Here is a 13807-nt window from a genome sequence, read left to right as displayed (position 1 = left end):
TTACTCCCAGCCAACACCCTTTGTGCCTGCGCTTCAAGCTGCCACCACCGCGATCCGCCATATTCTGCGTCACATCCGGCACTGTCAGCCTGCGTTGCAGCGGCTTTCGTCACACAACCAGTATGACGGCGAAATACAACCGGGACGCCAAGGACGCGGCTACGCATCGCGCTGGAGTCACAGCTAGAGTGACTGGTGACAACTATGCCTGCGGGGCGACCGCCTGGAACTCAATGGCAGACATAGGCGTGATAGGACCCTGCCCGGCGCACATGACCGGGCTGTTGTAACCGATACGTCGCACACGTCGTCTTCATGCCGGACAGTCACCCTGCCCGGTATGTGGGCGCCGATGCATGCGCGCAAAGAGAGGTTGGACGTGGCTGCAGGAGAAGATACCTCCCATATCCTCAGCGGGTTGACAAACCAGCTGCCTGATCGTGATCCGGAAGAGACCGCCGAATGGCTGGAGTCCCTGGATGCGCTGATTCAGGAACAGGGCACCGAGCGTGCCCAATACATCATGCGGAGCCTGCTCCAGCGCGCCGGCGCCCAGAGCGTGGGCGTGCCGATGGTGACCACCACGGACTACGTGAACACCATCCCCGTGGACCAGGAAGCTCCGTTCCCCGGCAACGAGGAGTTCGAGCGCCGGTACCGGGCGTACATGCGCTGGAACGCCGCCATCATGGTGCACCGGGCACAGCGGGCCAACATCGGCGTGGGCGGACACATCTCCACCTACGCCGGCGCAGCCACCCTGTACGAGGTCGGCTTCAACCACTTCTTCCGCGGCAAGGACCACCCCGGCGGCGGTGACCAGGTCTTCTTCCAGGGCCACGCCTCCCCCGGCATGTACGCCCGCGCGTTTATGGAAGGCCGGCTCTCCGAGGAGGACCTGGACGGATTCCGGCAGGAAAAGTCCAAGGAAGGCCACGCGCTCTCCTCCTACCCGCACCCGCGCCTCATGCCGGACTTCTGGGAATTCCCCACGGTGTCCATGGGCATCGGCCCGATGAACGCGATCTATCAGGCCCAGTCCAACCGGTACCTGCACAACCGCGGCCTCAAGGACACCTCGGACCAGCAGGTCTGGGCGTTCCTGGGCGACGGCGAAATGGACGAGCCCGAATCCCGCGGCCTGCTCCAGCTCGCCGCCAACGAGAACCTCGACAACCTGAACTTTGTCATCAACTGCAACCTCCAGCGCCTCGACGGCCCCGTCCGCGGCAACGGCAAGATCATGCAGGAACTCGAAGCGTTCTTCCGCGGCGCAGGCTGGAACGTCATCAAGGTCGTCTGGGGCCGGGAGTGGGATGACCTGCTCACCCAGGACGCCGACGGCTCGCTCGTGAAGATCATGAACGAGACCCCGGACGGCGACTACCAGACCTACAAGGCCGAGTCCGGCGGATTCGTCCGCGAGCACTTCTTCGGCAAGACCCCGCAGACCAAGGACATGGTCGCGGACCTCTCCGATGACGAGATCTGGAACCTCAAGCGCGGCGGCCACGACTACAACAAGGTCCACGCCGCGTACAAGGCAGCCACCGAATTCAAGGGCAAGCCCACCGTGATCCTGGCCAAAACGGTCAAGGGCTACGGACTCGGACCCCACTTCGAGGGACGCAACGCGACCCACCAGATGAAAAAGCTCACCCTCGATGACCTGAAGAAATTCCGCGACCACCTGCGGATCCCGGTCACCGACGAACAGCTGGAGAAGGACCCGTACCAGCCTCCGTACTACCACCCGGGCACCGATGCACCGGAGATCCAGTACATGATGGAACGCCGTGCCCAGCTAGGCGGTTCTGTTCCTGAGCGCCGTTCCAAGCACCAGGAGCTCGCCCTCCCCGAAGCAAAAACGTACGAGGTTGCCAAGCGCGGGTCCGGGAAGCAGCAGGCCGCCACCACCATGGCGTTTGTCCGGCTCCTCAAGGACCTCATGCGGGACAAGAACTTCGGCAAGCACATCGCGCCGATCATCCCCGATGAGGCCCGCACGTTCGGCATGGACGCGTTCTTCCCCACGGCGAAGATCTACAACCCCAAGGGCCAGAACTACCTGTCCGTGGACCGGGACCTGGTCCTGGCGTACAAGGAATCCGCCCAGGGCCAGCTGATCCACCCCGGCATCAACGAAGCCGGTGCGGTCGCGGCGTTCACCGCCGCAGGAACGTCCTACGCCACCCACGGCGTACCGCTGATCCCGGTGTACGTGTTCTACTCCATGTTCGGCTTCCAGCGCACCGGCGACGCCTTCTGGGCCGCCGGGGACCAGATGGCCCGCGGCTTCATCATCGGCGCCACCGCAGGCCGCACCACCCTGACCGGCGAAGGCCTCCAGCACGCCGACGGCCACTCCCCGCTGCTGGCCTCCACGAACCCGGCAGTGGTCACCTACGACCCCGCCTACGGGTACGAGATGGGCCACATCATCCGGGACGGCATCGAGCGCATGTACGGGCCCGATTCGGCTGACCGGAACCTCATGTACTACCTCACGGTCTACAACGAGCCCATCACGCAGCCCGCGGAACCCGAGGAGCTCGACGTGGAAGGTGTCCTCAAGGGCATCTACCTCGTGGCTCCGGCGAAGATCGATGGTCCCCGGACCCAGATCCTGGCCTCCGGCGTCTCCGTCCCCTGGGCCATCGAGGCCCAGCGGCTGCTCGCCGAGGACTGGGGTGTCTCCGCCGACGTCTGGTCCGTCACGTCCTGGAACGAACTGCGCCGCGACGGCATGGCCGCCGAGGAAGAGGCCTTCCTGAACCCGGGCAAGCCCGCCCGTGTTCCGTTTGTGACCCAGCAGCTTGCCGGTGCCACAGGGCCCGTGGTGGCGGTCTCGGACTACATGAAGGCGGTGCCGGACCAGATCCGCCAGTTTGTGCCGAACGAGTTCGCCACGCTGGGCGCGGATGGCTTCGGCTTCTCCGACACCCGGGCAGCAGCCCGCCGCTTCTTCAAGAACGACATCCACTCCATCGTGGTCCGTTCCCTGGAACTGCTGGCGCGCCGCGGCGAAGTTGATGCCCAGGCCCCGGCCCAGGCAATCGAGAAGTACAAGCTGCACAACGTCAACGCCGGTTCCACCGGTAACGCGGGCGGCGAGTCCTGATCAACTCCTGCTGACCTGCTGTCAGCGGAAATGAACGACGACGGCGACCCTCACCGAAAAAGGCGAGGGTCGCCGTCGTCGTTCCCCTGCGTTTCTGTACAGGAGCCCGCCTGCGATGCAGGTCCACCAACGTTGTAGCCTTTGCACAAATGGAGCTTGCCGGGCATGCACCGTATGCTCGAAGGATGCCAGAGCCAACCACCCCGCCCGTGAAGCGCAAGCCGTCCTCGCGCAGCATGACACCGGAGAAATCCGAAACCCTGAAAAAGCTCCGGGCCAGCGTGGGTCAGCTCTCCACAACCACCCTTCGCCAGCTGGAGAAGTCGCTGCCGTGGTATTCCCGGCTCAGCTCCGATGAGCGCTCAGCCCTGGGCATGGTGGCGCAAAACGGCATCGCAGCGTTTGTCACCTGGTATGAGCGGCCCAGCTCGCCGTCGTGGATCCTCTCCGACGTTTTTGGGACGGCCCCCACAGAGCTGACACGCTCCATCAGCCTCCAGAAGGCGCTCCAGCTCATCCGGATCGTGGTTGAAGTGGTGGAAGACCAGGTGCCGGTCATCGCCCCCGAAGCTGACCAGCCCTCCCTCCGCGAAGCGGTACTGCGGTACTCCCGGGAAGTGGCCTTCGCCGCGGCAGACGTGTACGCGCGGGCGGCCGAGTCCCGCGGTTCCTGGGATACGCGGCTGGAAGCGCTGATCGTGGACGCCATCCTCCGTGGCGAAAACACGGACGCGCTACGGTCCCGGATCGCCGCCCTGGGTTGGAAGGCACAGGAGAGGTTCACTGTTATGGTGGGCAATTCGCCGTCGGAACCCAGCGCCAGCTACGTCAGCGAACTGCGCCGCCTGGCAGGCCGCTACGCCGAGGACGCGTTGGTAGGCATCCAGGGCGACCGCCTGATCCTGATCCTTGGCGGCGTCCAGGACCGCGAGACCGCGTACCTGAAACTCAGCGAAATGTTCGCCCCCGGCCCGGTGGTCTACGGCCCGGAAGCCGGTTCCCTGCTGGAGGCCAGCGGATCAGCGCAGTCTGCCTTTTCCGGCCTGACCGCCGCGAGGGCCTGGCCCGCCGCCCCCCGGCCCGTGGCCGCCGATGACCTGTTGCCGGAACGCGTCATCTCCGGTGACGAAGCGGCGCGCCGATCCCTGGTGAAGAACATCTACCGTCCGCTTGTCGCTGCCTCCAACGGGCTGGTCGAGACCCTGGGCACCTACCTGGAGTTGGGTCATTCCCTTGAGGCGACCGCCCGTGAATTGTTTGTGCACGCCAATACCGTCAGGTACCGGCTCAAGCGCGTCTGCGACGTCACGGGCTGGGATCCGCTCCTCCCCCGGGAGGCGTTTGTGCTGCAGGCGGCGTTGGTAGTCGGACGGCTTGCGGCGCCGCCAAAAGCCCCGGCGGAGCGTCATCCGGCGCGGAATCAGCCGTGAGTCGTTGTAGACTTCCTACAATCTGACCCCTTGAGCTTGGTGCAGAGAAACACCGCTGGATGACCCGTAATTTGGAAAGCTGGATACGTGCTTGCAATAGTCTGCCCTGGACAGGGCTCCCAGACCCCTGGTTTTCTGGCCCCTTGGCTGGAACTGCCTTCAGTAGCAGGCCATCTGGCCTCCCTCAGTGAGGTCGCGGGCATCGACCTGACAGCCCACGGGACTACCTCTGACGAGGAAACCATCAAGGACACCGCCGTTGCGCAGCCCCTGATTGTTGCCGCCGGGCTGGTCGCCGCAAAGTCGCTGTTCGACGTCGAACTCGGCACGCTTCCCGTGATCCTTGCCGGTCACTCCGTCGGCGAAATCACCGCCTCGGCCCTCGCCGGCGTGCTCACCGAGCAGGAAGCCATGACGTTCGTCCGTGAACGCGCCAACAGCATGGCCGCCGCCGCTGCCGTGACCCCCACCGGCATGAGTGCCGTGGTGGGCGGGGACCCTGCAGAGGTCCTGGCTGCCATCGAGGCTACCGGCGCGACACCGGCCAATGTCAACGGCGCGGGCCAGACCGTGGCAGCCGGAACCTTCGAACAGCTCAAGGCCCTGGCGGACAACCCGCCGGCCAGGGCACGCGTCATCCCGCTGAAGGTGGCCGGAGCGTTCCACACCTCACACATGTCCCCCGCCGTGAGCGCCCTGGAGTCGCTCAAGCCGAGCCTCAAGCCGCAGAAGCCGCAGGTGCCCCTGCTGTCCAACTTTGACGGCCGGGAAGTGACCGACGGCGGCGCCGCCGTCGAGAGCCTCATCGCGCAGGTCTCCCGGCCGGTCCGCTGGGACCTCTGCATGGAAACACTTGTGCAGCGCGGCGTCACCGGTGTCATTGAGCTGGCCCCGGCCGGCACCCTGGCCGGGCTCGCCAAGCGCGGCATGCCCGGCGTCAAGACGGTTGCAGTCAAAACCCCGGACGACCTCACGGCCGCACTGGCACTCTTCGCAGAACTGGAGGGAAATGCATGAGCGTTCCCACGATGAAACAGTTTCCCGTAAACGAATACAGCCGCATCATCGGCCTCGGGGCATTCCGGCCTGACGTCATCGTCACCAACGACGACGTCTGTCAGTGGATTGATTCCTCGGACGAATGGATCCGCCAGCGGACCGGCATCGTGACCCGTCACCGGGCCGCCGCCAACGTCAGCGTCATCGACATGGCGGAGGGCGCCGCCCGGGAGGCCCTGCAGCAGGCAGGCATCGAAGCCTCCCAGCTTGGTGCCGTCATCGTTTCCACCGTCACCCACCCGTACGCCACGCCGTCGGCCGCGGCCAGCCTGGCTGACCGCATCGGTGCGACGCCGGCACCTGCCTTCGATATCTCGGCCGCCTGCGCCGGGTACTGCTACGGCATCGCACAGGCTGATGCCTTGGTCCGCTCCGGCACCGCCACCTACGTTCTGGTGGTCGGGGCGGAGAAGCTTTCCGACGTCATCGACAACCGGGAACGCACCATTTCCTTCCTGCTGGGCGACGGTGCAGGCGCTGTTGTCATCGGCCCCTCGGACACCCCCGGAATCGGCCCCTCGGTGTGGGGCTCGGACGGCAGCAAGTGGGACGCCATCGGCATGACGCGTTCCATGCTGGATGTCCGAGACCTCAGCATGGCGGCCCGCCAGTCCGACGAGCCCGGCGACTTTGCCCTGCTCGAAGAAGCGCAGGAGCTCTACCCCACACTCCGCCAGGACGGGCAGACCGTCTTCCGCTGGGCGGTCTGGGAAATGGCCAAGATGGCACAGCAGGCCTTGGAGGCCGCTGGCGTCCAGGCGGAAGACCTCGTTGCGTTCATCCCCCACCAGGCCAACATGCGGATCATCGACGAGATGGTCAAGAAACTGAAACTTCCCGAATCCGTCACCGTGGCCCGGGACATCGCCGATGCCGGAAACACCTCGGCGGCCTCCATCCCCCTGGCCACCCACCGCCTGCTCAAGGAAAACCCTGAGCTCAGCGGCGGCCTCGCACTCCAGATCGGCTTCGGCGCCGGGCTGGTCTTCGGTGCCCAAGTAATCGTCCTTCCTTAGGAACGCCCCACACAGGCCGCATCCGCGGACTGCACCGTTTCCGGCACCCCCTGCCGGCAATAACAAGAAAAGGAGCCGTCAATGGCTAGCAACGAAGAGATCCTGGCCGGCTTGGCTGAAATCGTCAACGAAGAAACCGGCCTTGCCCCCGAGGCTGTGGAAGTGGACAAGTCCTTCACCGAGGACCTGGACATCGACTCCATCTCCATGATGACCATCGTGGTCAACGCCGAAGAGAAGTTCGGCGTGCGTATCCCGGACGAAGAGGTCAAGAACCTCAAGACCGTGGGCGACGCCGTCAGCTTCATCGCCGGCGCACAGGCCTAGCCAAGGCTTTCAGCCCCTTATGGCTGACTGGGCTGCCGGTCCGTGCTCAGGCCGGACCGGCAGTCCACCACATTTTTCGGCAGCCAGCTGCCCCACACGCGGGACCCCGCCGGATAACCGGATACGGCCTGCCCACCGACAGAGAGTGATCCAATGACACGCAAAGTAGTCATTACCGGTCTGGGTGCCACCACGCCCATCGGCGGCGACGTACCCACCATGTGGAACAACGCGCTGAAGGGGGTCTCCGGTGCCCGCACGCTGGAAGACGAATGGGTCGCCAAGTACGAACTGCCGGTCCACTTCGCCGCCCGCTGCTCCACTCCGGCCCTGGAGGTCCTGAGCCGCGTTGAGGCCAAGCGGATGGACCCCTCCACCCAGTTCGGCGTCATCGCCTCCCGTGAAGCCTGGGCCGATTCCGGCATCACCGAGATTGATCCCGACCGCCTAGCAGTCGCCTTCGCCACCGGCATCGGCGGCGTCTGGACCCTGCTGAACGCGTGGGACACGCTGAAGGAAAAAGGCCCCCGCCGCGTCCTGCCCATGACGGTGCCCATGCTGATGCCCAACGGCGTCGCAGCAGCCGTCAGCCTTGACCTTGGCGCCCGTGCCGGCGCCCACACCCCTGTTTCGGCCTGCGCGTCGGGCACCGAAGCCCTTCACCTGGGCCTGGAACTGATCCGCTCCGGCAAGGCGGACGTGGTGATGTGCGGCGGCGCTGAAGCAGCCATCCACCCCATGCCCCTGGCCGCATTCGCGTCCATGCAGGCGCTCTCGCGCCGCAACGATGACCCCCAGGGTGCCTCACGCCCTTACGATCTGGGCCGCGACGGCTTTGTGATGGGCGAAGGCGCCGGTGCGCTGGTGCTCGAGGCTGAGGAACACGCCATTGCCCGCGGCGCCCGCATCTACGGCGAACTGGCCGGTACCTCCGTGACGGCCGATGCCTACCACATCACCGCCCCTGACCCCCAGGGCCTGGGCGCCACCCGCGCGTTGAAGGCAGCCATGTTCGACGGCCGGATCCAGGCCGAGGACGTTGTCCACGTCAACGCGCACGCCACCTCCACTCCCGTAGGTGACAAGCCCGAGTACACGGCCCTCCGCGCATCACTCGGGAACCACATCGACAACGTCGCAGTGTCCGCCACCAAGTCACAGATGGGCCACCTCCTGGGCGCGTCCGGTGCCGTGGAAGCAGTACTCACTGTGCTGGCCGTTTACCACCGCAAGGCCCCGGTCACGATCAACCTCGAGAACCAGGACCCCGAGATCCCGCTCGACGTCGTCACGTCGGCGAGGGATCTGCCGGCAGGCGACATTGTGGCGCTGAGCAACTCGTTCGGCTTCGGCGGCCACAACGCCGTGATCGCTGTCCGCAGCATCTAGCCGCAGCGCGGGAACAGCAAGTACCGCAGACAAAGCAGAGGCCCCGCCATGTGGCGGGGCCTCTGCTTTGCTTTGGAGCGCCGTATTCCGATCCTGCACGGCTTCTGCCAGGACAGCGGACAGGAAGTACGACGGAATGACGTCCGGCGCCGGTCAACCCACCTGGTGCAGCCAGCGGACCGGCGCGCCCTCGGCTGCGTGGCGGAACGGTTCGAGTTCCTCGTCCCAGGCCTCACCCAAGGCCAAGGAAAGCTCGTGGTACACGGCGGAGGGATCGCCGGCGCCCGATTCGTAGGCGTAGCGGATGCGGTCCTCTGAGACCATGATGTTGCCGTGGACATCCGTCGTGGCGTGGAATATCCCCAATTCGGGGGTATGTGACCAGCGGCCGCCGTCAACGCCCTGGCTCGGCTCTTCAGTGACCTCGTAGCGAAGATGGGCCCAGCCCCGAAGTGAGGAAGCCAGCAGCGATCCCGTGCCTGGGTTTCCCGTCCAAGAGAGCTCGGCGCGGAACATTCCGGGCGCGGCAGGCTGAGGGGTCCACTCAAGATCCGTCCGCTTGTCCACGACGGATCCAATGGCCCACTCAACGTGCGGGCACAGTGCTGTTGGGGCTGAGTGAACAAAAAGCACACCACGGGTCATTGCAACAGACATTCCATCCTCCATAGCTGTAGGTACGTCTTCCCCAACGACCTCTGCCTGGATGAAACTGCCCGGTGCTGTACGTTCCAGCGGCGGTGTTCCCTGCCTGATTATTAAGCTGTGTCCGGACTTGCGGTAACGCGCGAAGCGAAAGAGCTTCAAGCGAAACTTGAAAGTTGCCGGACGTGACTCTTATTGTGCCGTACGCCGCGTAATTACGCCAGTGCGATTCGCCACAGGTGACACGGACCAGGATTACCCGGCCTTTACGGGAATCCCCCGGCTCTCAAGCCCGGGGATGTGCCTGCTGGTAGCTGCTCCGGAGCCGCTCAACGGACACATGTGTGTAGATCTGCGTGGTGGCGAGGCTGCTGTGGCCCAGGATTTCCTGGACGGCCCGAAGATCCGCGCCGCCATCGAGCAGATGCGTTGCCGCGGAATGCCTCAGCGCGTGCGGGCCGGTTGCTGACGTGTCTCCCAGAGCCTCGAAAAGAGCATTCACCACGGTCCTGACCTGGCGCTGGTCAACGCGGCTTCCTCTGGCGCCCAGGAAAAGCGCCGGTCCGCTGTGCCCCGTAACCAGGAGCGGCCTGGCCCTGCGGAGCCAATCGTCGACGGCCACAGCGGCCGGGACGCCGTAGGGAACCGTCCGCTCCTTGTTGCCCTTGCCGACCACCTGCAGGGTCCGGCGGTCCGGGTTGAGATCGTCCACATCCAGAGCGGCCAGCTCCCCCACCCGCAGGCCGGTGGCGTACAGGAGCTCCACCATGGCCCGGTTGCGCAACGGAACCGGTGACCCGTCAGCCGCGGCTTCCTCCAGGCTGTTCAGTAGCCTGAGGAGTTGTTGGGACTGCAGCACCTCGGGCAGGGACCTTTCAGCTTTAGGAGCCCTGAGACGGAGTGCAGGGTCGGTCTCGATGAGTTCTTCCCGCATGGCCCACGTGGTGAAGGACCGTGCTGTAGCCGATCTCCGCGCAAGGGTGGCCCGGGATATCCCGGCCTGGCTCTGCGCCCCCAGCCAGCGTCGCAGGGTGCCCAGCTCCAGGCCCGGCAGATCCGTGACGCCGTCGGAGGCGGCGTATTCCAGGAGGCTTCGAAGGTCCGACAGGTATGCCCGAAGCGTATGCCCGGACCGTGCCCGCTCGGCTGTCAGGTATCTGCCGAAGCCGGCAATGGCCTGCTCAAACGCCCGGGGCAGTTCCTGATTCTCCACTGTTCCACTGTCGCAGAATTCCGCGAGGAATCCCGTGCCGGACACAGGCAACTACGATGATTCCTTGGCCCTCTTCCAGCCGCCCCTTTCTGAAGCTGCGAGCCCCAGCAGGCCTAGCCTGCCCAACCCGGCCCGCACCGATTCCGCACTGAGGCCGGCAACTGCGCAGAGCTTGTCCACGGACGTGGTGGACCGCAGCGGCAGCGCATCAAGAAGGATCAGATCCTCCAAGGTCAGTCCGTCATGGTCGGCCGCATGCGCGGTCCCGGGCGCCGCAAGCCCCACGCCGCTTGGGGACGCCAGCTCGGCGATCTCGGCGGCGTCAGTCACGCAGACAGCGCCGCCATCCCGGAGCAGCCGGTGGCAGCCTGCGGAGTTGGCGCTGTGCACGGACCCCGGAACAGCTCCGACCGCCCGGCCAAGCGTCTCCGCGTGGTGGGCCGTATTCAGCGCACCGGACCGCCAGCGGGCTTCCACCACCACCGTCACGGCGGCCAAGGCCGCGATCAGCCTGTTCCGCTGGAGAAAGCGGTAGCGGGTGGGTGCCGACCCCGGCGGCACCTCGGCGAGCACCGCTCCCTGGTTGCAGACCGCCCGCAGGAGGTCCTCGTTGCCGGACGGGTAGAACCGGTCCACACCACCTGCCATCACCGCGATGGTAGGCACCGCCGCCGATCCCCCGGCCAGTGCTGCCCGGTGCGCGTGGGCGTCGATGCCGTACGCGCCCCCGGACACCACGGTGAAGCCCCGCTGGGCCAATGAGTAGGCCAGGTCCCCGGTCACCGAGGCGCCGTAGCTGGTGCTGTCGCGGGACCCCACCAGCGCCACGCTCCGGTCCGGGCGGGGAAGCTCCTGTTCCAGGCCCCGCCACCACAGACAGATGGGCTCCTGCATCCCAAGGTCGCCGAGCTGGGCAGGCCAGAGATCATCCGACGGGATAATCAGCCGGCCGCCAAGGCGTGCCATGGTGGCCAGGTCACGCTCGGGCGCCAGATCCGGAATGCGGGGACCCCAGCGTTTGAGGGCGGCAGCCATCCCCGCCCAGCTGGTTCCGGCGCCGTTGTCCGCCAGCAGACCCGTAATCTCCCGCTCCAGTGCCGGGCCGGCGGCCGCCTGGCCGGTAGCGATGCGCAGGGCGTCGGGCGCGCCTGTCGCCTGCACGAGCGCAAGTCCGGCAGCGTCCTGGGGTTCCATGAGCCGCGACAGGGCGGCCCGGGCGATCCGTTCGTTGTCCATGTGGTTCCTTCCTTCACGCAGCTGCCGAGGCAGCCTGCCGGAGGCCAAGGGCCTGGCCGATGTCGTTGGTGTCGGGCATGTCGCGGTGCGACAGGTCCGCCAGGGTCCAGGCCAGCCGCAGAACCCTGTCATAGCCTCTGGCTGTCAGCACGCCCCGCTCCAGTGAGTGGTCCAGGATCCGGGTGGCGCCGGCCGGCAACCGTAGGGCACCGCGCAGAATCCGGCCGGGCACCTGCGAGTTCGTTTCCATTCCCAGCGGCTGCAGCCGTTCAGCCTGCCGTCGGCGTGCGTCGCCGACCCGCCGGGCCACGGCGGCAGTGTCTTCTTCGGCGCCCGCCTGGCCGAAGTCGGCCAGTGACACGCGCTCTACCTGCAGCTGGATATCAACCCGGTCCAGCAGCGGACCGGACATCCTGGCCACGTAGCGGCGCCGCATCATAGGCGTGCACGTGCAGTCCAGGCCCTTCCCCGATGCCTTGCCGCAGGGACAGGGGTTGGCGGCAAGGACCAGTTGGAACCGGGCAGGATAGGCCGCCGTTCCTGCCGAGCGGTGAATGACCAGCTCGCCGCTCTCCAAGGGCTGGCGAAGGGCATCCAGGACGCGCCGTTCGTATTCCGGGGCTTCGTCCAGGAACAGGACTCCACGGTGGGCCCGCGACGCCGCACCCGGGCGGGGCAACCCCGATCCTCCGCCGATAATGGCTGCGGCTGTGGCCGAATGATGCGGATTTTCGAACGGCGGCCGCCGCACAAGCTGAACGGCGGATGAGGGAAGGCCGCAGAGCGAGTGGATGGCAGTGACTTCCATGGCCTCATTGTCGGCAAGGTCCGGCAGGAGACCGGGGAGCCTTTCGGCCAGCATGGTCTTGCCCGCGCCCGGAGGTCCGGTCAGGAGCAGATGGTGGGCCCCGGCAGCGGCCACCTCGAGTGCACGCCTGGCTTCGCCTTGGCCGGAGACGTCCGCCATGTCAGGAACGGTCTGAGCCCCCGGTTCGGAATCCCCGTGACCGGCCTCGTCCTCCGGTTCGAAGTCCAGAGCGAGCTCTTGCGGGTCTGCACCGAAATCGAGCGCCAGCCGCGCCAGCGTGCGGTACCCCCGGACGTTGGCTCCGGGGACCAGCGATGCTTCGCCGAGGTTGGCATGCGCGACCACCACGTCCGGATAGCCGGCCTGCACCGACGCCATCACTGCCGGCAGGATGCCGCGCACCGGCCGCAGCCGGCCATCCAAGCCGAGTTCGGCGATGAAGACGGTCCGGCCGGTGGCCTTGATGTCATTTGCGGCCCTCAGGACCGCCATGGTCACGGCAAGGTCGAAGCCGGAACCGCGTTTGGGCAGCGACGCCGGGATGAGGTTGGCCGTGATCTTCCGGCGGCTCAGCGGAATTCCGGAATTCTTGGCCGCGGAACGTATCCGCTCCTTAGCCTCGTTGAGCGCGGCATCCGGCAGGCCCAAGATCACAAATGCCGGCAACGTCTGGCCTATATCGGCTTCTACCTCGACGATGTACCCGTTCAAACCCACCAGCGCCACGGAGTAGGCCCGGCCCAACACCACCTACCCCACCCCCTTGAGGTGTTCCACCAGGGGTTCGCCGCCGCCGTCGTCCACCACGGCAATGACGTCCACGCGCCGTAGCGGCATCCGCAGCTCCCGGTCCCGGCACCACGCCGAACCAAGCCGATGCAGCCGGGCGAGTTTGTCTGGCCCCACGGCTTCGAACGGGTGCCCGTAGTCCAGGGAACGGCGGGTTTTCACCTCAGCGATGACCAGCGCGTCCCCGTCCAGGGCCACAATGTCTATTTCACCTTCGGTGCAGCGCCAGTTGCGTTCCACCACCAGCATGCCGAGCGATTCAAGATAGCCGGCGGCGAGCTCCTCGCCGCGCCGGCCCAACAGGTCTTTGGATTTCATTTCTACCTCCGCAACCAGCCTGCAGTGGCAGGACGGCGGAGGACAGGACACTATTCGCGTATGTGAGTAACCCGGGAAAGTCGCCCCATTGCGGCAGAGCTGTGGAGGAGCAGTGGGCCGGCGTCAGTTGCCGAGGTCAACGTCCTTCGGCAAGGCGAGTTCCTCGTTGCGGGGCAGTTCTTCGACGTTGACATCCTTGAACGTGAGGACGCGGACCGTCTTGACGAACCGTGCCGAACGGTACACATCCCACACCCATGCATCCTGCAGCGTCAGATCGAAGTAGACCTCGCCGTCGGCGCTTCGGGCCTGCAGGTCAACATGGTTGGCGAGGTAAAAGCGGCGTTCGGTCTCGACAACGTAACTGAAGAGCCCGACAACATCGCGGTATTCACGGTAGAGCTGCAGCTCCATGTCGGTTTCATAGTTTTCAAGATCCTCTGCACTCATGCTTCC

12 protein-coding genes are annotated in these 13807 nt (G+C 66.0%); 6 read left to right on the top strand and 6 right to left on the bottom strand.

Annotated features, from left to right (window positions below):
• The first annotated feature begins 352 nt into the window (after window positions 1–352).
• The 6 genes from aceE (at window position 353) to ACQCSW_RS09315 (ending at window position 8342) form a co-directional block, all read left to right on the top strand.
• Window positions 353–3121 carry a pyruvate dehydrogenase (acetyl-transferring), homodimeric type gene (gene aceE, locus ACQCSW_RS09340; RefSeq protein WP_426990482.1) on the top strand — a complete coding sequence of 923 codons (2769 nt, stop codon included), beginning with the start codon at window positions 353–355 and terminating at the stop codon, window positions 3119–3121.
• 185 nt (window positions 3122–3306) lie between these two features.
• Window positions 3307–4551, top strand: a complete 1245-nt coding sequence (locus ACQCSW_RS09335; RefSeq protein ID WP_111909348.1) for a PucR family transcriptional regulator — start codon at window positions 3307–3309, stop codon at window positions 4549–4551.
• 87 nt (window positions 4552–4638) lie between these two features.
• Window positions 4639–5568: an ACP S-malonyltransferase gene (locus ACQCSW_RS09330; protein ID WP_426990481.1), complete on the top strand. Its 930-nt coding sequence runs from the start codon at window positions 4639–4641 to the stop codon at window positions 5566–5568.
• Window positions 5565–6626 carry a beta-ketoacyl-ACP synthase III gene (locus ACQCSW_RS09325; RefSeq protein ID WP_426990480.1) on the top strand — a complete coding sequence of 354 codons (1062 nt, stop codon included), beginning with the start codon at window positions 5565–5567 and terminating at the stop codon, window positions 6624–6626. Before ACQCSW_RS09330 ends, ACQCSW_RS09325 begins: the two co-directional genes overlap by 4 nt.
• A gap of 81 nt (window positions 6627–6707) precedes the next feature.
• The gene (locus ACQCSW_RS09320) at window positions 6708–6953 is read left to right on the top strand and encodes an acyl carrier protein (protein WP_111909351.1); all 246 of its coding nucleotides are present in this window, start codon (window positions 6708–6710) and stop codon (window positions 6951–6953) included.
• Between the two features lie 153 nt (window positions 6954–7106).
• Window positions 7107–8342 carry a beta-ketoacyl-[acyl-carrier-protein] synthase II gene (locus ACQCSW_RS09315; RefSeq protein WP_354250985.1) on the top strand — a complete coding sequence of 412 codons (1236 nt, stop codon included), beginning with the start codon at window positions 7107–7109 and terminating at the stop codon, window positions 8340–8342.
• Between the two features lie 153 nt (window positions 8343–8495).
• On the opposite strand, the gene ACQCSW_RS09310 is transcribed toward ACQCSW_RS09315, so the two are convergent.
• The 6 genes from ACQCSW_RS09310 to ACQCSW_RS09285 all read right to left on the bottom strand — a co-directional run bounded on the left by ACQCSW_RS09310 (window position 8496) and on the right by ACQCSW_RS09285 (window position 13801).
• A complete protein-coding gene (locus ACQCSW_RS09310) occupies window positions 8496–8999 on the bottom strand; it encodes a DUF3145 domain-containing protein (RefSeq protein WP_354250984.1) in 504 nt (167 codons plus the stop codon).
• 274 nt (window positions 9000–9273) lie between these two features.
• On the bottom strand, window positions 9274–10200 hold the full coding sequence (locus ACQCSW_RS09305; protein WP_426990479.1) for a tyrosine recombinase XerC: 927 nt from the start codon (window positions 10198–10200) through the stop codon (window positions 9274–9276).
• Window positions 10201–10251: 51 nt separating this feature from the next.
• Window positions 10252–11436, bottom strand: a complete 1185-nt coding sequence (gene dprA / locus ACQCSW_RS09300; RefSeq protein WP_426990478.1) for a DNA-processing protein DprA — start codon at window positions 11434–11436, stop codon at window positions 10252–10254.
• 13 nt (window positions 11437–11449) lie between these two features.
• Window positions 11450–12994, bottom strand: a complete 1545-nt coding sequence (locus ACQCSW_RS09295) for a YifB family Mg chelatase-like AAA ATPase (RefSeq protein ID WP_426990477.1) — start codon at window positions 12992–12994, stop codon at window positions 11450–11452.
• Window positions 12995–13351, bottom strand: coding sequence for a YraN family protein (locus tag ACQCSW_RS09290; protein ID WP_111909355.1), 357 nt, complete (start codon window positions 13349–13351; stop codon window positions 12995–12997).
• A gap of 123 nt (window positions 13352–13474) precedes the next feature.
• The gene (locus ACQCSW_RS09285; RefSeq protein WP_111909356.1) at window positions 13475–13801 is read right to left on the bottom strand and encodes a DUF2469 domain-containing protein; all 327 of its coding nucleotides are present in this window, start codon (window positions 13799–13801) and stop codon (window positions 13475–13477) included.
• Between the last annotated feature and the right edge of the window lie 6 nt (window positions 13802–13807).

This window comes from Pseudarthrobacter sp. Y6, assembly GCF_050156205.1.
In the GTDB taxonomy this organism is placed as follows: Bacteria; Actinomycetota; Actinomycetes; order Actinomycetales; family Micrococcaceae; genus Arthrobacter.
This window is presented reverse-complemented; position numbering and strand designations above follow the sequence as displayed.